General features: G+C 43.1%; 18 protein-coding genes, 1 tRNA gene and 4 pseudogenes. 9 read left to right on the forward strand and 14 right to left on the reverse strand.

The window, feature by feature from the left end; translation table 11 throughout:
• Positions 1 to 41: 41 nt before the first annotated feature.
• From ACU8XX_RS04925 to ygeW, 3 genes are read right to left on the reverse strand one after another with little or no spacing between them, the layout of a single operon-like run.
• On the reverse strand, positions 42 to 1,253 hold the full coding sequence (locus tag ACU8XX_RS04925) for a YgeY family selenium metabolism-linked hydrolase (RefSeq protein ID WP_240765373.1): 1,212 nt from the start codon (positions 1,251 to 1,253) through the stop codon (positions 42 to 44).
• Between the two features lie 57 nt (positions 1,254 to 1,310).
• On the reverse strand, positions 1,311 to 2,507 hold the full coding sequence (dpaL, locus tag ACU8XX_RS04930; protein WP_000110501.1) for a diaminopropionate ammonia-lyase: 1,197 nt from the start codon (positions 2,505 to 2,507) through the stop codon (positions 1,311 to 1,313).
• A 57-nt stretch (positions 2,508 to 2,564) separates the two neighbouring features.
• Positions 2,565 to 3,752 carry a knotted carbamoyltransferase YgeW gene (gene ygeW / locus ACU8XX_RS04935; RefSeq protein WP_000859787.1) on the reverse strand — a complete coding sequence of 396 codons (1,188 nt, stop codon included), beginning with the start codon at positions 3,750 to 3,752 and terminating at the stop codon, positions 2,565 to 2,567.
• 478 nt (positions 3,753 to 4,230) lie between these two features.
• Here ygeW and ACU8XX_RS04940 point away from each other — a divergent pair, with 478 nt between their 5' ends.
• Entirely contained in the window at positions 4,231 to 6,009 is a 1,779-nt protein-coding gene (locus ACU8XX_RS04940; protein ID WP_089640234.1) for a sigma-54 interaction domain-containing protein, read from the forward strand.
• A 39-nt stretch (positions 6,010 to 6,048) separates the two neighbouring features.
• On the opposite strand, the gene xdhC is transcribed toward ACU8XX_RS04940, so the two are convergent.
• Genes xdhC through xdhA form a run of 3 tightly spaced genes read right to left on the reverse strand, consistent with a single transcriptional unit; the run spans position 6,049 to position 9,711 of the window.
• A complete protein-coding gene (gene xdhC / locus ACU8XX_RS04945; protein ID WP_001016605.1) occupies positions 6,049 to 6,528 on the reverse strand; it encodes a xanthine dehydrogenase iron sulfur-binding subunit XdhC in 480 nt (159 codons plus the stop codon).
• Entirely contained in the window at positions 6,525 to 7,403 is an 879-nt protein-coding gene (gene xdhB, locus ACU8XX_RS04950) for a xanthine dehydrogenase FAD-binding subunit XdhB (protein WP_000459182.1), read from the reverse strand. Before xdhB ends, xdhC begins: the two co-directional genes overlap by 4 nt.
• 10 nt (positions 7,404 to 7,413) lie before the next feature.
• Complete coding sequence (gene xdhA / locus ACU8XX_RS04955; protein WP_000388150.1) at positions 7,414 to 9,711, reverse strand: xanthine dehydrogenase molybdenum-binding subunit XdhA; 2,298 nt, start codon at positions 9,709 to 9,711, stop codon at positions 7,414 to 7,416.
• A gap of 414 nt (positions 9,712 to 10,125) precedes the next feature.
• On the opposite strand from xdhA, the gene actS reads away from it, so the two are divergent.
• The 6 genes and pseudogenes from actS to ACU8XX_RS04985 all read left to right on the forward strand — a co-directional run bounded on the left by actS (position 10,126) and on the right by ACU8XX_RS04985 (position 14,459).
• The gene (gene actS, locus ACU8XX_RS04960; RefSeq protein ID WP_001301085.1) at positions 10,126 to 10,881 is read left to right on the forward strand and encodes an amidase activator ActS; all 756 of its coding nucleotides are present in this window, start codon (positions 10,126 to 10,128) and stop codon (positions 10,879 to 10,881) included.
• Between the two features lie 78 nt (positions 10,882 to 10,959).
• Positions 10,960 to 11,033, forward strand: a tRNA-Gly gene (locus ACU8XX_RS04965).
• Between the two features lie 134 nt (positions 11,034 to 11,167).
• Positions 11,168 to 12,361 (forward strand): annotated as a pseudogene (locus tag ACU8XX_RS04970) (integrase); the annotation flags it as partial.
• Positions 12,362 to 12,416: 55 nt separating this feature from the next.
• A protein-coding gene (locus tag ACU8XX_RS04975; protein ID WP_240765375.1) for an IS1-like element IS1A family transposase occupies positions 12,417 to 13,114 on the forward strand; the annotation gives its coding sequence in 2 pieces (ribosomal slippage) (positions 12,417 to 12,666 and positions 12,666 to 13,114; 699 coding nt in all).
• Between the two features lie 18 nt (positions 13,115 to 13,132).
• Positions 13,133 to 13,608: pseudogene (locus ACU8XX_RS04980) on the forward strand (hypothetical protein); the annotation flags it as partial.
• Between the two features lie 218 nt (positions 13,609 to 13,826).
• On the forward strand, positions 13,827 to 14,459 hold the full coding sequence (locus tag ACU8XX_RS04985; protein WP_000516289.1) for a LuxR C-terminal-related transcriptional regulator: 633 nt from the start codon (positions 13,827 to 13,829) through the stop codon (positions 14,457 to 14,459).
• 18 nt (positions 14,460 to 14,477) lie between these two features.
• Here the strand turns inward: ACU8XX_RS04985 and ACU8XX_RS04990 are convergent.
• The 5 genes and pseudogenes from ACU8XX_RS04990 to ACU8XX_RS05010 all read right to left on the reverse strand — a co-directional run bounded on the left by ACU8XX_RS04990 (position 14,478) and on the right by ACU8XX_RS05010 (position 18,363).
• Positions 14,478 to 14,979: pseudogene (locus tag ACU8XX_RS04990) on the reverse strand (lytic transglycosylase domain-containing protein).
• Between the two features lie 82 nt (positions 14,980 to 15,061).
• A complete protein-coding gene (gene ygeI / locus ACU8XX_RS04995; protein ID WP_000184092.1) occupies positions 15,062 to 15,280 on the reverse strand; it encodes a protein YgeI in 219 nt (72 codons plus the stop codon).
• A 167-nt stretch (positions 15,281 to 15,447) separates the two neighbouring features.
• On the reverse strand, positions 15,448 to 16,824 hold the full coding sequence (ygeH, locus tag ACU8XX_RS05000; RefSeq protein WP_000362702.1) for a HilA family transcriptional regulator YgeH: 1,377 nt from the start codon (positions 16,822 to 16,824) through the stop codon (positions 15,448 to 15,450).
• Positions 16,825 to 17,158: 334 nt separating this feature from the next.
• Positions 17,159 to 17,650, reverse strand: a complete 492-nt coding sequence (locus ACU8XX_RS05005) for a tetratricopeptide repeat protein (protein ID WP_000102786.1) — start codon at positions 17,648 to 17,650, stop codon at positions 17,159 to 17,161.
• Positions 17,651 to 17,873: 223 nt separating this feature from the next.
• Positions 17,874 to 18,363 (reverse strand): annotated as a pseudogene (locus tag ACU8XX_RS05010) (hypothetical protein).
• 429 nt (positions 18,364 to 18,792) lie between these two features.
• Between ACU8XX_RS05010 and yqeK the strand changes: the two are divergent.
• On the forward strand, positions 18,793 to 19,218 hold the full coding sequence (gene yqeK, locus ACU8XX_RS05015; RefSeq protein WP_001356275.1) for a protein YqeK: 426 nt from the start codon (positions 18,793 to 18,795) through the stop codon (positions 19,216 to 19,218).
• Between the two features lie 35 nt (positions 19,219 to 19,253).
• Entirely contained in the window at positions 19,254 to 19,334 is an 81-nt protein-coding gene (locus ACU8XX_RS05020; RefSeq protein WP_000655821.1) for a hypothetical protein, read from the forward strand.
• Positions 19,335 to 19,366: 32 nt separating this feature from the next.
• Here the strand turns inward: ACU8XX_RS05020 and yqeJ are convergent, their stop codons facing one another.
• The 3 genes from yqeJ to ACU8XX_RS05035 form a co-directional block, all read right to left on the reverse strand.
• Positions 19,367 to 19,849: a protein YqeJ gene (gene yqeJ / locus ACU8XX_RS05025; RefSeq protein WP_000568339.1), complete on the reverse strand. Its 483-nt coding sequence runs from the start codon at positions 19,847 to 19,849 to the stop codon at positions 19,367 to 19,369.
• Positions 19,842 to 20,651: a winged helix-turn-helix domain-containing protein gene (locus ACU8XX_RS05030; RefSeq protein ID WP_016242365.1), complete on the reverse strand. Its 810-nt coding sequence runs from the start codon at positions 20,649 to 20,651 to the stop codon at positions 19,842 to 19,844. Before ACU8XX_RS05030 ends, yqeJ begins: the two co-directional genes overlap by 8 nt.
• 333 nt (positions 20,652 to 20,984) lie before the next feature.
• Positions 20,985 to 21,617: a helix-turn-helix transcriptional regulator gene (locus ACU8XX_RS05035; RefSeq protein ID WP_001305805.1), complete on the reverse strand. Its 633-nt coding sequence runs from the start codon at positions 21,615 to 21,617 to the stop codon at positions 20,985 to 20,987.
• Positions 21,618 to 22,070 lie beyond the last annotated feature (453 nt).

Consider the following 22,070-nt stretch of genomic DNA (forward strand, 5'->3'; position numbering starts at 1 on the left):
AAAACCCTCCGGCGAACCGGAGGGGAATAAGTGAAGAGTAATTATTCGGTTGCCAGCCAGCTTAACGGGATTGCAGCGTACATCGCGGCACAGGTCACCAGGTGAGATTTCCAGGTTTTTTCGTTAGGTGCATGCGCTTCAGGTTCTTTACCCGGGCCAAAGCCGATCACCGGAATGCCGTGACGGCCCATGATAGATACGCCGTTAGTTGAGAAGGTCCACTTATCAACAACCGGCGCTTTGCCAAACAGCCCTTCGTAGGCATTCACCAGTGCTTTAACGGTGAAGTGATCTTCTTCCACTTTCCAGGTCGGGAAGTAGCATTCGGTTGGGTAAACCAGGCCAGTCCAGGACGGACGGTCGTAGTTGTACATAGAAACAACCGCGTTAGCTTTCTGTACTGCAGGCAGGGCGCGGATTTCGTCCAGCGCGCCTTCCCAGGTTTCGCCCCAGGTCAGACGGCGGTCAATAGAGACGGCGCAGCTATCTGCTACAGCGCAACGGCTTGGGGATGTGAAGAAGATTTCAGAAACGGTGAGGGTGCCTTTGCCGAGGAATTCGTCATAACCCAGACGTTGGGAGAGTTCTTGTAATTCGCCAAGAATCGGACCCATTTTGAAAATGGCGTTGTCACCGCGTTCTGGCGCAGAACCGTGGCAGCTAACACCCTGAACATCAATACGAATTTCCATACGACCGCGCTGACCACGGTATACCTGGCAGTCGGTTGGTTCGGTACTGACCACAAATTCCGGGCGAATGCCGGATTGTTCAATAATGTACTGCCAGCACAGACCGTCGCAGTCTTCTTCCTGCACAGTACCGGTAACCAGCAGGGTATATTCATCTTCCAGACCGAGGTCTTTAATGATTTTACCGGCATAAACCATAGATGCCATGCCGCCTTCCTGGTCGGAAGTACCGCGACCACCGATTAGCTCATCAGTTTCCATGCCTTCGTACGGATCGAAGTTCCAGTTTTTGATGTTGCCAATGCCGACGGTATCGATATGAGCGTCCATTGCCACCAGACGCGGGCCGTGGCCGATATAACCGAGAACGTTGCCCATCGGGTCGATTTCAACTTTATCGAAGCCGACTTTTTCCATCTCTTCTTTAATACGATGTACTACGCGTTTTTCGTCGCAGCTTTCACTGGGAATAGCAACCATGTCGCGCAGGAAGCGAGTCATGTCCGCCTGGTAATCTTTTGCTTTTTCAAGAATCAGTTTGAATGGAATATTCTTAGCCATTATTTTTCTCCAGATTTTTTACTCCCCGTTTTGCAGGGAGTAGTTCCAATAGGGTGATTAAGGTGCTACAGCGTGTTTGCCTTCCCAGACAACTTCGCGGTAGTGCTTCACGTCGGTGTCGCCTTCAGTACTGATAACCAGCACTACGGCATCTTTGTTCAGCGCCAGTTTTTCCATCAGGCTTTGACGTTGCGGGTGATAATGAACCGCTGCGAGAACGCCCAAACCGACAGCGCCGGATTCACCGGAGATGATGCGCGGGTCGTTGCCGTACGGATTACCCAGCACGCGCATACCTAATGCGGCAACGCTGTCCTGGCAGGAGATGAATTGGGTGGCGCAGTTACGTAGGATTTCCCAGCCCAGCGGGTTAGGTTCGCCACAGGCCAGGCCCGCCATGATGGTGGCCATATCACCGCCAACGTTGACGATGTCGCCTTTGACGCCGGAGCGATAAATACAGTCAGCTTTGTCAGGTTCAACAATAATGCTGTGCAGATTTTGCGGGCTGTAGACGTCGACCAGATAACCCAGCACACCACCGGCCATTGCTCCGACACCGGCTTGCAGCAGAACGTGCGTCGGGGTTACGCCCATTTCACGCATTTGCTCGACGGCTTCATCTGCCAGGGTTGCGTAGCCTTGCATGATCCAGGTTGGGATTTTGGTGTAACCTTCCCATGCCGTGTCCTGTACCACTTCCCAGCCGTGCTGCTGCGCGTGTTGCATGGTCAGGCGAACGGTATCGTCATAGTTCATATCTGTGACGATGCACTCGGCACCGAGGTTCAGAATGGCGTCAACGCGTTCCTGAGCAGAACCTTTCGGCATGTAAATCACCGCATTCTGTCCGAGTTGCTGTGCTGCCCACGCCACACCGCGCCCGTGGTTGCCGTCGGTGGTGGTCGCGAAAGTCATTTTTTCGCCGATGGTATTTTTCAGGTGCTCAAATGACAGCGTTTCGATATCAAGATGATATTTTTCACACAATAATTGAGCGATGGCGTACGCACCGCCAAGCATTTTGAAGGCGTTCAGACCGAATCGTTTTGATTCGTCTTTGACGAGAATTTTCTTCACACCAAAAAGGTTTGCGAGATCGTCCAGCGCACAAAGCGGTGTTGGGCGATAACCAGCTATTTTCTGGTGGAACTGGCGCGCCAGTTTGGCTTGGCTTTGCGAAAAGAGCGGTGATGTTTCGCCGTTGAAAAATTTGTTATCGGCGATATCAATCTTCAATGAGAAAACGGACATATCCTATCCTTTTGGCCTCTGGAAATAGAGGGCCGACCAGCTGATCGGCCCGAGGGGTTATTTCACGCGTTCTTGCGCTTCTTTCAGCAGTTGCTCGAGCAGTGCACCTGGTTTGGCGTATTTACGGGACAGGATCATCGCGGCGATGATATAAGGCTTCCAGCTGGCTTCTTTGTAGGTAGCGATACGGTATTTTTCGAATACGCCTTCAGTCACTTCACCTTCTTTACAGGATACGCCGCTGATATCAGCTGGCAGGCAGTGCATGTACAGGGCTTCGCCATCACGGGTCAGTTCCATCATCTCTTCAGTACAATGCCAGTCTTTGTGTTGCGCGTTCTGTGCCAGACACTGTTTTTCCAGTGCTTTTAAGCCTTCGTGATCGTTCGCACGCAGCAATTCAGTACGCTCTTCCATCACTTTGTAAGGTGCCCATGACTTCGGATAAACGATGTCTGCGTCTTTGAAGGCTTCTTCCATGCTGGTGACCTGACGGAAGCTACCACCGGAGGCTTTAGCATTGTTTTTCGCCACTTCAACCACATCCGGGATCAGGTCGTAGCCTTCCGGATGGGCCAGGGTGACATCCATACCGAAGCGAGTCATCAGACCGATGATGCCTTGTGGTACAGAGAGCGGTTTGCCATAGCTTGGAGAGTAGGCCCAGGTCATGGCGATTTTTTTACCTTTCAGGTTTTCCAGTGAACCAAAGTGTTCACGTAACCACGCGAGGTCAGCCATTGACTGAGTCGGGTGGTCAATATCGCATTGCAGGTTCACTAAAGCCGGACGCTGTGGCAGTACACCCTGCTTGTAACCGTCATCAAGTGCAGCGCCAACTTCACGCATATAGGCGTTGCCTGCGCCCAGATACATATCGTCGCGAATACCAATAGCGTCGGCGCAGAAGGAGATCATATTGGCGGTTTCACGCACGGTTTCGCCGTGAGCGATTTGTGATTTGCCTTCGTCGAGATCTTGTTGTGCAAGGCCGAGCAGGTTAAGCGCGGAAGCATAAGAGAAGCGGGTACGGGTGGAGTTGTCGCGGAATACGGAAATACCTAATCCACTATTAAAGACTTTGGTTGAGATGTTTTCAGCACGCAGTGCTTTTAATGCTGCGGCAACGTCCAGTACTTGTTTCAGTTCATCTGGCGTCTGTTCCCACGTTAACAAAAAATCTTTCTCGTGAAGGTGAGAGGTCAGCGAATTGATATCCTTAATCAGCTCATTAACAGTTTTCATCATAAAGTCCCGGTAGTGGAATGACAGGCAAAGTGGTTTATTTCACTGTGACTTGCCAAAGTGATTGGTGTTTTCACAGCTATACCTGGGACTAACAATAAGTGTGCCAGAATTATCCGCGCGGCTGCAAAAGACTAATTTGACGGATAATGTGTGGGGTTGATCACAAATTGATGCCAGCTTCTGGTTGTTTGTAAAATACGAAAACGTTTGGCTTTTTTTATCGCGTTATTTATTTGCTGCTAAGTATCAGAAATAAGATAAAGGGGCAGGCTATCTCTCTTCAGTTTGATAAACTCACCGCCGTAATTCTCATATTGATATAGAAATGTGATATCTCTTCCATAATTTCATTAGAAAATGATAAAAATCTTATATTTTTATCAAAGCCAATTTCGCCTGAGTTAATATCATCATGATCTGTGAACCATCAACGTCTTCAATGATCGACTTTTAAGTAAGTCTGGAAGGTAAAGCTATGGAGCTTGCTACTACGCAGTCAGTATTGATGCAAATTCAACCGACAATTCAGCGTTTTGCCAGAATGCTTGCCAGCGTTTTGCAGCTTGAGGTTGAGATCGTTGATGAAAACTTGTGTCGCGTCGCCGGAACGGGCGCGTATGGGAAGTTTCTTGGTCGCCAGTTGAGCGGCAACTCACGCCTGCTCCGCCACGTCCTGGAAACGAAAACTGAAAAAGTTGTGACACAGTCTCGCTTCGATCCCCTTTGCGAAGGTTGCGATAGTAAAGAAAATTGCCGCGAAAAAGCATTTCTGGGTACGCCTGTCATTTTACAGGATCGTTGTGTTGGGGTGATAAGTTTGATTGCCGTTACCCACGAGCAACAAGAGCATATCAGTGATAATTTACGCGAATTTTCTGATTACGTTCGCCATATATCCACCATTTTTGTTTCGAAACTTCTGGAGGATCAGGGGCCAGGAGATAACATCAGTAAAATATTTGCGACCATGATCGATAATATGGATCAGGGCGTATTAGTTGTAGATGATGAAAATCGGGTTCAGTTTGTTAATCAGACTGCCTTAAAAACATTTGGTGTTGTGCAAAATAATATTATTGGGAAACCTATCCGTTTCAGACCATTAACATTTGAGAGTAATTTTACCCATGGACATATGCAGCATATTGTTTCATGGGACGATAAAAGTGAATTAATCATTGGTCAATTGCATAACATTCAGGGACGACAATTATTTTTAATGGCGTTTCACCAATCGCATACCAGTTTTTCTGTAGCAAATGCACCTGATGAACCGCATATTGAACAATTGGTTGGCGAGTGCCGTGTTATGCGGCAATTAAAACGACTCATTAGCCGTATTGCACCCAGCCCATCCAGCGTTATGGTGGTTGGTGAAAGCGGCACGGGTAAAGAAGTCGTCGCCCGTGCAATCCATAAGTTGAGCGGAAGACGGAATAAACCCTTTATTGCTATCAACTGTGCCGCGATTCCGGAGCAGCTTCTGGAGAGCGAACTGTTCGGTTATGTTAAAGGTGCATTTACTGGCGCTTCTGCCAACGGTAAAACAGGGTTGATTCAGGCGGCGAATACGGGCACGCTGTTTCTCGATGAAATAGGTGATATGCCATTAATGTTGCAGGCTAAATTACTGCGCGCTATTGAGGCACGTGAAATTCTGCCGATTGGTGCCAGTAGCCCAATACAAGTCGACATTCGCATCATTTCTGCAACTAATCAGAATTTGGCCCAGTTCATTGCCGAAGGTAAATTCCGCGAAGATCTCTTCTACCGACTTAATGTTATCCCGATAACTCTGCCACCGCTGCGTGAACGTCAGGAAGATATTGAACTATTGGTGCATTACTTTTTACATCTGCATACCCGTCGTCTGGGATCGGTTTATCCTGGCATTGCTCCCGATGTCGTCGAAATATTGCGTAAGCATCGTTGGCCCGGAAACCTGCGCGAGTTAAGCAATTTGATGGAATATCTGGTTAACGTGGTTCCTTCAGGTGAAGTTATCGACAGCACGCTATTGCCGCCAAATCTGCTGAATAATGGCACAACGGAGCAAAGTGATGTAACAGAGGTCAGTGAGGCGCACCTGTCACTCGATGATGCGGGCGGCACGGCGCTGGAGGAGATGGAAAAGCAAATGATCCGCGAGGCGCTTTCACGTCATAACAGCAAGAAGCAAGTTGCTGATGAACTGGGCATCGGCATTGCTACGCTCTATCGCAAGATTAAGAAATATGAGTTGTTAAACACATAACCTCAGTGAATCCGGCCTGAATTCAGGCCGGATATCCTTTTACTTCGTTTTCTCGCAATCCAGAACTGTATTTACAATCATCTGATACCCCGTGCAGCGACAAAGATTTCCCGCCAGTCCGCGACGAATTTCCGTAATGGTTAATGGCTTCTCGCGTGGTTTCGCCAGCATTGCCGTGGTAGCCATAATCAGGCCAGGCGTACAAAACCCGCACTGCACTGCGCCGGATTTCGCATAAGCCTGCTGAACATGAGAAAGTTTTCCGCCTTTCGCTTCACCTTCCAGCGTGCGGATCTCTTTTCCTTCAGCCCAGGCGGCAAGGTATAAGCAACTGTCTATTGCTGTGCCGTCGACCAACACCGTACAGGCACCACATTCACCCACGCAGCACCCTTGTTTGACACTTAGCAGTCCTTGTTCGCGGAGTAATTCCGAGAGCGGCGTGCCTGGTGCGGCGTGAAGCTGAAAAGGCATCCCGTTAATGGTGCATTCGATGGTAATTGTTTCGCTGTGATTCATTGCAATTTTCCCCCCGCCGCGGCGACGGCTTCGCTAATCACTTTTTTGGTCATCGTCTGGATGAGATGCAGACGAAACTCTTTACTGGCCCGCCATGAAGAACGCGGGGCGACATCTTGCAGGACAGATTCGCTGATAGCTTCCAGCGTTTGCAGGTTTAATGGCGCATTTTGTGCAGTCTGTTCGGCATGTTGGCAGCGAATCGGCGTTGGCGCGGCAACACCAAATGCCAGGCGTAATTCGCTGAAATTGCCGTTATCCAGTCGGCAATGTGCGGCGCAGCCAATCGTTGAAATATCCATTGCGTCGCGCATGGCATATTTAAAATGCGCGCTGCCCGCGTGTTCTTTCGGCTGTGGCGGAAAATGAAAGGCGACGAGGATTTCGTCATGCTCAAGAGACACTTTGCCCGGCCCGGTGTGAAAGCCATTAATCGGGACGAAACGAACACCGCGCGGGGAGTGGATCTCCAGTTTCGCGTCATAAATTAGCGTTGGCGTGGCAGAATCTGCGCTGGTGGCACCGTTGCAAATATTTCCACCGTAGGTAGCGACGTTACGGATCTGCGGTCCAGCAATGGACGTGGCCGCAGCACATAACGCCGGGAGATGACGTTGAGTTATAGGATCTTCTATTAGCTGGGTAAATGTCGTTGCAGAGCCGATACGTAGCGAGCCATCTTCCGCCAGCGTAATTCCCCGCAGCTCCGCCAGATTATGAATATCAACAATATGGCGATAACGGTCATTGTGATGGTGGAGCTGAATCAGTACGTCAGTGCCACCGGCGAGCAGTTTGGCCTGCGGGTTGTCAGCCAGCAGGTTGATGGCATCGGCAAGGGTTGCTGCGCGATGGTAAGAAGCAAAATCAAACATGATGTTATCCTCAAATCAATCCTGCCAGATGGAACTCTTCATATAACCGTTTTGGCGTCAGCGGCAGTGTATTGATTGCAACACCGGTAGCCATCTTCACCGCGTTACGAATAGCAGCGGCAACAGGAATTATTGGTGGCTCACCCAGTGACTTATGTCCGTATGCGGATTGCGGCTCATTGATTTCGACGAACGCGCTTTCCAGTTGTGGCAGATCCGGCATGGTCGGCATTTTGTAATCCAGCAGATTGGGGTTACGGACCACGCCGCTTTTAGCATCGATGATCATCTCTTCAAATAGCGCCCAGCCAATGCCCATTCCCATTCCGCCGTGTACCTGACCTTCTGCCAGCAGTGGATTAAGAATATGCCCTGAATCATGAACGTTGAGGATGCGGTTGATGGTGACTTTGCACAGCGCAATATCGACCGTCAGATCAACAAAGGTACAGCCAAACGCCGGTGGGTTAGTGGTGGTTTTGATGGAGCTTTCAGCAGAGAGCTGCCCGCCGCGTTCAGGGTGGTAGAAAGCGTCCATCGCCAAATCTTTTAACGACATTAACGGCTCTTCCGGTCGTTCAACCAGCACGATATGGCCTTTTATCAGGGTCAGATTCATCGCTGACTGATGTAGCATGACTGCGGCGTGAGCGATGATTTTCTCTTTTAATAATAGTGCCGCACTGCGCAGCGCAGGCGCGGCAACATAGCTCTGGCGTGAGGCAAATGCGCCGGGATCGAACGGCGTAACGTCGGTATCTTGAGTTGAAATAACGCGAACGTCGCTGACCGGAACCCCCACGGTTTCTGCCACCATTTGCGAGAAGACGGTGTCGGCACCCTGACCGATTTCCGTCGCGCCGCTTTGCACGTTGATGGTTCCATCCTGATTCATCAGAAGGCGCGCGCCTGCTATTTCTACGCCGACAGGCCAGGTGTTAGAGGTGTAGCTAAAACAGGCGACGCCAACGCCGCGGCGCAAATTGCCTTGCTGGTTCTGGCATTCTGCACGGCGTTTTTCCCATTCAAAGATTTTCCGGCCTTTTTCAAGACACTCCGGCAACCCTGCGCTGTAAATACGTTTGCCCGTGAGCGGATTAGCATCTCCTTCGCGGGCGGCGTTGCGTAAACGAATTTCAACAGGATCAATACCTAACGCTGTCGCGGCGTCATCAAGCATAGACTCAACGGCAAATACGACTTGTGGCGCGCCATAACCACGCATCGCACCAGCCGAGGGGAGGTTGGTATAGCAGGTCTTTGAACTGTAAGCGTAGGCACAACGAGGATAAAGGTAAGCGACTTTATTCCCCCCCGCAGAAGCGATGGAGTGCCCGTGAGATGCATAAGCGCCGGTGTTAGACAGAACATCCAGACTATAACCTTTCAATGTTCCGTCGCGGTTCACGCCCATTTGCCCGTCAATGGTAAAAGCGTGGCGGGTACGGGTTGCGAGGAAACACTCTTCACGGCTAAGGGAAACTTTCACCGGAATGCCGCCAAGCTTGCTGGTCAGGAATGCCGCCATTGGCTCTTCCAGTACATCCTGTTTATTACCAAAACCGCCACCGACAAATGGTTTGATGACTCGTACGCATGACCAGGGAATATCCAGCGCCTGACCAACCACGCGGCGAACAATGTGCGGGATCTGGGTGCTGGAAACGATGGTAATTCGCGAGTCATCCTCCATCCACGCCAGCGATGTTACGCTTTCCATGTGACAATGTTGAATAACGGGGGTCTGATAGTGCCCCTGTACCTGGTAGTCGGCGGCATCGATTGTTTGTTGGACATTACCCGTCGACATCGTGCTTTGTTTCAGTAAATTGCCACCGTTATGGATTGGTGCAGCGTCTTCTGCCAGCGCCGCTTCTGGCGTGGTGATAACGGGTAATTCTTGCCACTCAATGCTGACCAATTGCGCCGCTTTTTCTGCCGTGAGTTCATCGCGGGCCACGACGATGGCAACGGCGTCACCATGATGACGAACATGGCGAGTTAGCAGTGCGCGATCGGCGGTATCGCGCTTGTTTTCGTCAAGTGTCCAGGCATGCCCAGCTGTAGCGAATGGAATATCAGGCACATCTTCCCAGGTAAAAATCGCCAGTACGCCCGGCAAACTTCTGGCTTGTTCATCATTAATACTTACGGCATAACCATGTGCGATAGGGCTACGTACATATTTCGCATAACACATGCCCGCCATAACATAATCGTCAGTATATCGTGCCCGCCCGGTGACCTTAGCAATGGCATCGACGCGCATGCATGATTCACCCGTAGCGGTTGCTTCCCGCGCTTCCATAGAAATCCCCTCGATTTGAACATTTGGTTCTTATGGCAAAGATTTAGTCTAAGCAGGCAAGATTTACGCCAGAAACGACGATAAGCGTTAGGGGAGGTAGGAAGTGTGATGACGTTAAAAAAACACAGATATGATACGAAACAGGACTCTGAATAGGGGCAGTGATACGTATCAATATGAGTGGCGATAAAATCAATGTGATAAATTGGGATTATTACGCATCAGGATGGGAAATAGGGTAAAAAGTCAGGAAGTTCGATACCTCTACAGCGAATATTTTGCTGATGATACTTCCCTTTGCCAAATGAAATTAACCTCTTTCTCTATTACCACGTTTTTCCAGAAGCAAGAGATTGGGTATCAAGAGGCTGGCTGCTATGATAAGGCGTCTTGTTTTTTAAGCGAGGAAAGATTTTGAGTGCGGGACGCCTGAATAAAAAATCTCTGGGTATCGTGATGTTGTTATCGGTTGGACTGCTTTTGGCGGGCTGTTCGGGTAGCAAATCATCCGATACAGGAACGTATTCCGGCTCCGTTTACACCGTGAAACGGGGGGATACGCTATATCGTATTTCGCGCACCACGGGAACCAGCGTAAAAGAACTGGCGCGACTGAACGGCATTTCCCCCCCTTACACCATTGAAGTTGGTCAGAAACTAAAACTGGGTGGGGCGAAAAGTAGCAGTATTACACGTAAATCAACCGCCAAATCAACGACCAAAACCGCATCGGTTACACCGTCATCAGCGGTACCGAAATCATCCTGGCCGCCAGTAGGGCAACGTTGTTGGTTATGGCCAACGACAGGGAAAGTTATCATGCCGTATTCGACAGCAGATGGCGGCAATAAAGGGATTGATATCTCAGCTCCACGGGGTACACCTATTTACGCCGCGGGTGCAGGAAAGGTGGTGTATGTGGGCAACCAGCTGCGTGGCTACGGTAATCTCATCATGATTAAACACAGTGAAGATTACATTACGGCTTACGCCCATAATGACACGATGCTGGTAAATAATGGGCAAAGCGTGAAGGCTGGGCAAAAAATCGCCACTATGGGGAGCACGGATGCGGCATCTGTTCGCCTGCATTTCCAGATTCGTTACCGTGCAACGGCAATTGATCCGCTACGTTACTTGCCGCCTCAGGGCAGCAAGCCAAAATGCTGATGGCGAATTAATCAGCAGTCAGCAGCGTGGCACTTGCTAAGGAGAGCGTAAGGTTTATAATGCCTTACGCATCTCGAAGCGGGCGTAGTTCAATGGTAGAACGAGAGCTTCCCAAGCTCTATACGAGGGTTCGATTCCCTTCGCCCGCTCCATGACCTTTCTTAAAGTACTCCAACCTACTGAATCCTAAGGGATACGGCTTTAAGCCTTCCGCTAGTTTTACTCACTGTAACCAACACTGTAACTAAATTTGTTGAAATAGTGAGCAGACTTAAGATCTCAGTACATGCTCAACTCAAAAACCTATCTTTATCAGCGCAATGGCGTCTTTTATATCCGCCTCAGGATGAAGTCCACAGATCGCCTGACCGTTTCACATCCTTCCCATAGCCGTTATAAAATAGCGTCAGTATCACTACGGACTAAGGATAGACGTACAGCTATGGCTTACTCACGGCAAATCAAGGCAGCACTTAGGGCAATCCATGCAGACAGACCCAACGCCTCCTATGAGGAAATGAGGGAACACCTGAGGGACATCGCAGAGTGGGAGTTGTCTACAGGTCGTTCAGACCTCTTCGAGCCAGATATGAGAGATCTATACCGTGACCAGTATGGGGAAGTGGGAGAGAATCTTGTCCATGCTCTGGCAAGCGAGCCACTGACTATTGACCAGCATCGCTATATTAATGAGGCTCTTAATGTACTCAAGGCCTGCATGAAGCGCATTGAAGCGGGAGATAGCCAGCCACTTATAGATTATATAGATGGATTTGATGCTGCTGCTGGGGCTAATGGCCAAGCCTCTGCAACTCTATCTGTTAGTGCTCCCCAAAAAACAAGCATTACTGAAGGCAAACACTGCGTAACCGTTGCTTCTCTCTTTGAGCAGTACGAGCAGGAAAACGCCCAGAACTGGAAGCCAGCAACATTACGAGAAAACAAAGCTTCTCATGCTGCGTTAATCGAAGTTTTTGATTATCTGGGCCTCAATGCTGACGCCAATGTGTTAGCTCGTGCGGATATGCTTAGGGTTCGGGATATCCTCCAGCAATTGCCGAAGAATCGTAAGCAGCGTTTCAAAGATGTTCCGTTGGTTGACCTGCTAGGTCGTGAGGATAAAACCGATTGTCTGGATATTGTTACCATCAATAATAAATATCTCATTAAGATGGCGGCTGTTTTCAAGTGGGCCGTGCGTAATGACCTGATTAAAAAGAATATGACAGAAGGGCTAGAGCTTAAGGTTCCCCAGCGTAAAGCCTCTGAGGCGCGTAATGCTTTCTCTACGGAGCAGGTAGGACAACTACTGGCTGCCGCCCAAGTTTACTCACAGAGACCTTCTGGTAAGCCGTATCATTATTATGTTACCGCCTTGGCTGCTATCACTGGGGCGAGACTCAATGAAATAGCCCAACTACAGGTCAAAGACGTCAGGACCACTGAGGCGGGAACCGTTTATATTCATATCAATGAAGACGGTGATGCTGCCAACTTACTGATTTAGTGTATGATGGTGTTTTTGAGGTGCTCCAGTGGCTTCTGTTTCTATCAGCTGTCCCTCCTGTTCAGCTACTGACGGGGTGGTGCGTAACGGCAAAAGCACCGCCGGACATCAGCGCTATCTCTGCTCTCACTGCCGTAAAACATGGCAACTGCAGTTCACTTACACCGCTTCTCAACCCGGTACGCACCAGAAAATCATTGATATGGCCATGAATGGCGTTGGATGCCGGGCAACAGCCCGCATTATGGGCGTTGGCCTCAACACGATTTTACATCACTTAAAAAACTCAGGCCGCAGTCGGTAACCTCGCGCATACAGCCGGGCAGTGACGTCATCGTCTGCGCGGAAATGGACGAACAGTGGGGCTATGTCGGGGCTAAATCGCGCCAGCGCTGGCTGTTTTACGCGTATGACAGGCTCCGGAAGACGGTTGTTGCGCACGTATTCGGTGAACGCACTATGGCGACGCTGGGGCGTCTTATGAGCCTGCTGTCACCCTTTGACGTGGTGATATGGATGACGGATGGCTGGCCGCTGTATGAATCCCGCCTGAAGGGAAAGCTGCACGTAATCAGCAAGCGATATACGCAGCGAATTGAGCGGCATAACCTGAATCTGAGGCAGCACCTGGCACGGCTGGGACGGAAGTCGCTGTCGTTCTCAAAATCGGTGGAGCTGCATGACAAAGTCATCGGGCATTATCTGAACATAAAACACTATCAATAAGTTGGAGTCATTACCCCCTTGATAAGCTTGTTGAGCTCAGAACTAGAAAAAAAAGAATAAACATGATAAACGATCTGAAGAGTATATTGTTAAAATCCTCAGAGGAAGTTGATGTTTTTATCAAAATTTTTGAAAGTTGGAGAAAAAAATTACCGGCAATATCAGGTCCTGTAAATCTCTATATACCTACCAGTTTCAAAGATAAGTATCTTGAAGTAGAGTCATATTTTGTCGACAAATCAATATGGAATGTCCATATTACATTTCATGATGATAAGCGTTTTGTGTTTTTTACCGATCAATTTATTGCTGAATTTAGTCCGCAGGAATTTGTGGATAATTGTGAGCAATATTTAATTAATAATCATTGTTTCTCCCCTGACAAGGTTAACGAAATCTGCGAACAAGCCAGACATTATTTAGTTGAAAAAATGTTTGAAACACATTCTTTGGATATGAATAATTCTGTTTTGGCAAGCCCTGAGGACTTATAGCTCACTGGCTCAGGTTTAATGATTTGAATATAATCTAATTGTAATATTTTAATCATCTCATTATTTTTTAATGTCTGTGGTATTTTTTTACGCAAAAATTTTATTTTTAATTATATTTCATTATTATTTCATCAATGTATTCTTTGGATTTTGCTTATAATAATGGAAGGGATGATTATAAATGAATACGTTAAAGCATTTACACTCAGGATGAATATATGGGAAAAATTAAAATTGTAGTTTCAGATCAGCAGCCGTTTATGATTGATGGGATAATTGGATTTCTCGGACATTATCCTGATTTATATGAGGTTGTTGGGGGCTATAAAGATCTGAAGAAAGCTATAGCGGAGTGTAACAAATCTACAGCCCAAATATTTATTTTAGGAGAATTTGCAGGTGGAATGATGGGGTCCGAACTCGTAAAATGGGTTAAATCGCATAAGATAGATGCTCATATTATTACATTTGTAGCAAAGATGCCGTATATTGATTCAATAAAATTGCTTGAAGCAGGTGCGAAAGGATGCGTATGGAAAACCAGTCACCCGGCGAAACTAAATCGTGCTATTGATTCGATTAGTAATGGTTACACTTATTTTGATAGTGTACATATGGATTGTGAAAAAATATCTTCCAGGTATTCCTCTGATAATCAACTTACAAATCGTGAGTCAGAAATATTACAACTCATAGCTGATGGTAAAACAAACAAAGAAATCGCTAATTTCTTGCAGTTAAGCAGGAAAACAGTCGAAACTCATAGACTCAATATCATGAAGAAATTAGATGTTCACAGTGGTATCGAGTTGATCAAAACAGCTTTACGTATGGGTGTTTGCACTATATAAAAAAAAGAGGCTTTAGGCTCATTTTGCTGAAGCCTTACGATTGTCTAGTTCATTAAGCCTGGTATATACAATATATATTTTGGGGCATATTGCTGTCTCTTTTTTTGGTTATCCATTGCAAAACCCGCATTATAAGTCCCCAGGCATTGCCACGTTACTCCACAACGTGAAAAATGGTTATATAAAATCTCGGTTCCTATTTTAATGTTCAGACAAGGGTTATCTAACAAATCTCGTTCATCTTTTATTATTCCACGTTTTTTTAACAGGGGAATATGCATCTGGTTTATCTGCATTAACCCATAATCTAAACTCTTTATATTGTTATTCTTATCTCTGTTCTTGCCTATGCTATCCTTTTTTAGATTGCTTTCAACAAGAGCGATAGCTTTAATTAAATTTGGTTCGATTCTGAACATTGTTCCTGCTTCATTAGAGCAAGAGTTGCTGGCGAAAGACTGTTTGTAATAAATATACAAAACGTGAAGATGGTTAAGAATTTAACTTTTGGTGAGTGCATATTTTTTCATGTGTGAGGATTGAATGAAAGGAACGAGATACTATTATAAAAGTATCTCGTTATGATTTATTTGGTCAATCGTCTACCATTCAATTTTATAGTAAGGTGAGATAGGATTATCTTCTGAATACATATCATTTTGAAAAGACGCCATCCATGTTGAAACTATAAATGCTTGTATTTGATCTGTATCAGTAGCACTGGTGTTGATGTGTTTATCTAATGATACGACTTCATCACCCGTTGCATTCGCTATATTTGAACTTTGAGATAAATTATTGATACCGATTGGATTAGTCATAAAGCTCCCTTTTTTAATTGTCCAGGCCAATGGTCTTTACATCATACTTTTAACTCTAGAGCATTTTAAATACCTTGCAATAAGGTGAATATCTTAGATATTTTTATCTCTGTTGTTTAAATAACAAGTTGCATACATCTAAATAATAAAATTGCGTCAATAAAAATTTATCGCATACAAATTCTCGTCAGCTGCTTTAATTTCAAAATGTTGTCAATTATAACTCGATGGCTTTCACTCTCAGTTTCTTTATAGTAGAGTTTAATGTTGTTTTTGAGCGGGTTAGGCACATACATATCTACACATTCTTTTATCACAACTGCTTTTCGTCTTCTGGGTTCGAGTTGTAGTGATTTGTCTATACAAATCCTTGCCTCTTCAATTTTTTCATTATGAAAGTGGACTAGTGCCCTATAGTAGTAGAGAGAGGCTATATCAGTTGAGTGTATCTTAGCCTGTTCAAATAAGATATGAGATACTTTTGCTTGTCCAGACAGACCAGTTATCAGTCCCATAATAGCTAAAATTTTTCCATCGACAGTGGTTATGTCTGATACATAATCTAAAAGCTCTAATGCTTTTTGAGCAGCAAGTTCAAGTTCACTTTTTCCATGAAGTGCCAAAGACATATGGCATTCCGCTAGAAGGCAATAACATTCTGTTTTTAGCGTCTGTATATCACTTTTATTTTGTAATCTATCAAATATAGTCATGGCCCTGTAAATGCTTTCAGGGGTGAAGTCGTAAAGTTCTTTCTTTCCGGCTAACATTTCATCTGATAAATAATGATTCTTATATCCTTGGTCCTGCTTAGCTAATCTTACAGATCGTTCTGGTTTATGTACCGTTTGAAGGATATTATCTATAATAAATTGTGATGTATTATGTAGTTCATCAACAGGGAGATGATTACTGGCGATGAGGAAAAGGTTTTTAGCGTCGATCAACTCAATGTATAAAGTGTTCACTGCATTATTCTGGTTTATTCTTCCTGTAACGAAATAATCTGGCTTGAATCTGCTCAAGAATGAATTTTGAGATATGTGATCATTACAAAAATTTGTCGCAGCCATCGGATAGGTATAGAGACCATCGATTTTTTTATTTGAAATGATTTGCACTAATTCCTGATTAAGTATTAATGGATCCAGTGTATTCAATGAAGTAGTGAAAGGGAATATAGCTATGGAATAGTCTGAAGTATTATCTTCATTAATTTTAGTTTTGAAAACCTGCCCGCTGAAACGATAACCTTTCCGGTAGATTGTTTCTATGCAACGATCATAGCCAATTTTTTCAAAAATGCAGCGCAAAGAATAGATACATCTTGTCAGGGACTCGTCACTAACAATAATATTTTTCCATACTGATTCGATGATCATATCTTTCAGTACAACATGACCAGCGGATTCAAGTAATACTATTAATACACCTAACTCTTTCTGTGGAATATAAACTTGCTCATTTCCTTGAGTAAGAATTCCATCTTCCGTGAGCGTTAATCCCTCAAGAAAATGATATGAGAATTTATTTTCTAAGTCCATTAGTTAACCTCTATGAAAAAATTGGTTTCTTGCATCCTGCTTAAGCAATAGAAATTATGGCTATTCATATTTATGTGTCATTAATGCTACAGGAAATTACATTCGACATATCTATGGTTGTGTTCACTAATTTATCTTAGGAATTCAGTGATGTAATCTGAAATAACCTTATTCAATTTTTATAAAGTAGATTGTTCTCTAACGCATTGAAAAATAATGATTTATAGTATGCTCTTAACTGTTTTAAGATGCTGATTTAAGAAAACATAATAGGTGCTGGTTATAGTGGTTAACTGCACTATAACCAGCAAATTTAACCAAATGATTGTAATGCTTAGCCATTATCTTCTGAATTATCGTTTAAGAGTTCAATATATGCCTGCGCTTTACTCTTAACACTATCATCCTCACAATTGTTAATAATGTGATAGAAACATTGCATTGCGTTATCGATATTTTTAGCCCCAATCTGACATTGACCCATACGATAAATAACTGAATAGTCATCATACGGGGAGTAATTGTAACTTAGTTTGTAAAGGTCATATGCTTGTTGATATTTCTTTTTTGGCTGACATACTGATGCAAAATCTTTTAGATACTCATGATTTTCGAACGCATAAATGCACAAAAATTTATAATAAATTTCTGCGTCCGTTATATTACCCTTTTCATGGTAGTCGAATGCATATGCATATATTCTATCAAGGATATCAGGAGTTAAACCATGTAGTAATGCCAGATTTTCTCCTTTCGATAATGCGTGTTTTAGTTGATTTGCCCATTCATCACTATTATTGAATATTTCAATTGTTTCTGTGCTCATAATATTCCTCTGTGATGTGTCTCGTGATGCTAAATTATTATTGATTGACTCATTAATATTTTTACATTTATCTTTTTTAAATTATTAGTTTTAAGCTTGCATTGCTTATGGTATATTTTCATTATTGGTAAAAGTACTGTTCACTACAAACTAATAATATCATTAGTTGTTTTACTAATATTCACCTTATTAGTTATCTTAATTACGACATTACATAAATGCCTTAATGTGTATGACCTGGATTCATAGTATCAATTGCCATTTTTTCAATGAAAATTAAAAAGGGGATTTTTGAGAAGGGTAGAATGTCGTTTGTTTTTTTCTTTATTATGTCTGGTGACGAGGGGGGATAGAACGTCTGTGCATATAGTAGTGAATTTATTCAGGTCTACATTATTCTCTATTTTGGTCAGTTTTATGAGTTCATTTACAGCCATACTCATTAAATCATCTGTTATCGAAAATTTATATATGCTCATAGCAGATAATATTGCTTGCTGAATTATCTCTTCAGAAATATCCGCTATCTTTATTGACAAATCATGTGTTAGATATTTTCCTCCAAGAGATTCTTGTTCAATATAATTTAAACCAGACCCCATTGTGATTTTAACTGGATTAACGGATTTCTCTTCATTTTTCTTATTTTTGTTCTCCTGATCAGGAACTAATGGTTGCAGTGGTAGGCTATTATTAATATTTCGTGGCTTCATTTTACATTTCTCTCATTTGATTAGAGCAAAATCCGAATTCGCAGCTTCTGATAATGTCAAATATCACCTTTTCTCATGCTTTATTCTATCAAAAATCGCTCATTTTTACTTTTTTTACCATAATGTTACTAAGTAGCATCGGCAATTTACATAACTTACACGTTGTTTTTTATATCTCGAAAAAACAGATAGATAGTGTGCGCACTCGAAATGATATTGGTAACATAAATAGCTTTATTCGTGATAAACATCTCAAAAGATTTCCTTTATTATATTCGAAATTCATTTGATCAAGGTTATCACCTTATGGAGACGTTACGTAGAATGACTATATTTGTTATCGGCACATTAGGGGTATTAATTTTAGTATTGATGGAAGGTGATTATTGAACAGTAACATCGAGTCACGGTAAAAATGTGAGGTATACAATGGACATTGAATTTTCGCAGATTCATGAAATGGTCTATATGCATGATATTGTAAATTCGGACTCGAAAAAGAAACCAAGGATTCCGTTAAAAAAATTCCTTAATGCTGAGAATGTTCTCACGCAAACAACATCATGGACATTAAAATCAAGATATGTGAATGTTAATTCTGTCAATAAAGTCAACGTAAAGAGTAAAGTTAAAAACAGTTATATCTCACGATCTGTCAATGATGAGTTTAGTTTAACAGATGATGAAATCAATTCTTTTAAAGAAACGTTAGTCCTTTCCTCTATTGATTCACTGAGTAAACTGGTTCTTAATAATCCTCTTTCTGTATTGTTTACATCGACTGTACGAAGGAATAATAATCGAGCTAAGATGAATGTCGAGTTCGACTCATGGATTTGCACCAGATGTTGTTGATACATGATATTTTACATTGCAAGGAGATGTCTAAAATGAAAGATGTTGATCAAAACTTTGATGCTCTAGACTGCCATATACTGCGAGAATATTTAATTTTATTGTTTTATGATTAACGAGGTTCCATCTTTTTGTTATCTATTTTAGTTTACCTTGCACAATGCATTATTGCTCTGTTACCAATGCTCAAAATAAAAGCATGCTTACCTTGCTTTAGTATATTATAGCTTACACTTTTTTCTGGAAAGACATAAAAATCAGGAATAAGTTGTGCAAGTCTATCATCATCAACTTGATCCATAATCTCAAACTTATTAACTTTCTTTGATGTTAAATGGGCTGTGTCATAGTTTTCAATCCATGTGTATTCAATATTTCGCCGTATTGATTTACTTTCTCTGTTACCTTGTTGCCAGGTTCCACTCAACGCAACAGTTCCTGTTTTATTTTTTTTGTTATACATAAAGTCGATGGTAAGATTTGCTCGTCCCTGGTCATTAAAAATTACCCAATTTGCAGTGCATGTTTCGTTATATATCATTTTTTCTGCAGTGTAAGAATAGACAGTGAAGAGAATAAACCCACTGATAAAAACTAAAATAAATAATAAGTTTTTTTTATAATCAATCACGATTAACCTCACGGTAAGACAGGGTTAAACAGTCTGCCACTTCATGTTGGTTATAGTTTTTATTGCATGCCATAACAATCATCCCCGGTGAGGATTTTGCAAGAGGGAAGTATAACCACGGATGTTTTTTACAGTTAATCCCCGAATCCAGTATCCGTGTTTTATATTTATCGAACTCTTTCAACCCATCAATTGTATCTTCTGTTACATTAAAATGGCAGCCATTAATTTCCGCAACAGTCTTGTAATCCTTGAAAAATGGCTTCGGTTGATTATTATTCCATAGCCAATATGCAGAATATGCGCCTATGACAAATGCGCTCAACATAATTAGATGACTTTTTATATGTTTGAGGATTTTGTTATTGAAATTCTTTGCGCCACCAATGCTCTCTTTGTATCCCGCATTAACTTTTATGGCAGGTGGGGCATTGTGTGTATGTGCGTCTGTTGACGAGTTTATTACATGATTTTGTATGTTAATGTCATTATGGATCTTGAATCCTCTTCTCGGCACGGTTGCAATTAGCGAGTGGGTAGTATCACCAACAGCGCGAAATCCGCGTCTGATAATGGATATGTTCTGATATAACGTGTTAGTAGGCACACGCATACCTTCTTCTTCCCAGACTCTGGTGAAAAAATCTTGTTGTGCAACCACATCAGGAAAAGCTTCAAGTAGAAGTGATAAACATCGACTGGCTGGCGTTGTCAGAACGACGTTAAGATCGGCGTTATGTACCGATATTAATTTTCGGTGCTCAGGCCAGAACTCGATATTATCGTTAATAATCCAGTGCATACGTCAATAAACACTAAATCAATCGAAATGGAGATCACATAGTTTGCTAAGTATATTGGTATTTACGGCATAAATATATATTAATTTTATATTTATCATGATGATTGAAATGAGGCTTTAATGTTGCAACGTAAAACTTTACGTAAATTAACATGGTTAACATTTATGCCACTATTGTTTGTAAATTCATATTTCGTAATGCTTCTGAATTTTTCGTGTGATGGTTTTAAATACTATGGTGTTTACTCTTGAGGGGACGGCCTATTTATAAAATACGGACATTTCAATAAATGCCCGTATAAACAGAGTATGATTCTGGCTGGTCGTTGAGTATCAATGTTGGACCGAATGTGAACGAATAAATAATTCGTTTATTTTACCACCCATTCTCTTTTCGATTCGTTGCTTGTACGCGTAGATGCTACGGATATCCATATCCAGAACTTCAGCAATCTGATATGGATTATAACCAGAAACCATATACCCCATTATGGTGAATTCCATCTGAGTTAATGTGTTACCTCTGGTAAATGATAAATAACGACCAATAAATAGTTGTCTGATCTTTTCATTGGCAACATCAAGACCATCATCATTATATATGACAGCAGATATTGCTGAGTTGTGTTTTCGCCAGTAATTAGCTAACGATTGCATATTGCGGTCGCTGACTAAAACAATCCCCATGTCAGTACTTGCAAGATAGTCAATCCAGTCTTTTTCAAGGAATAGACGTAAAAAACTTACTGAAAAATCGACAAAAATATATCCGCTTAATCTCGCATTGTGGTTTTTTGTTAAGATACCTTCTACCACACCACGATTAAAATATGAACTTTCTTCGGGCCACATACAAAAACACGAGTTTGCGCAGTACTGCAAACGCGGTGACTCTTCTGGCATTATTTGGCAATGCATTGAGCAACTATTGCATGTAAGACTTTTATAACGACTACAAAGCCCCATGTTAAGAACCTCCCTATCCGTATATAATTGCATAATTTCATTGGTGATTGATGATGTCAATACACCATGATTTTGTAATTTTGCTGGGAAAAATTGCGATTAATCTGTATTTGCTATAATTCTGATTAAGACATTTTAAAATGCATTTCTCGTTATTAAATATGATTATGTTTCACTGATTTAATCTTACCTGGTTGAGGGTGGTTCAGATAACTATCTCATGGTATGAGAATATCTATATCGCAAATTGTTTTTGAATGACCGGAAGATATCTTGCGAATCTAAGTTATGCATCTTAAATAGTCTTATTTAAGATGTTCAGATCTCTTTGTGTGTTTAACTAACTGATAATACTAGGATATGATGAGGGAAGTGATAGTGCGGAATAATAACGAATGAACATTATGAAAACTGGAATGGTTCAAAATTGTAGCAATTTTGAACCATTCACAA

The organism is Escherichia sp. MAL-1, from assembly GCF_052948035.1.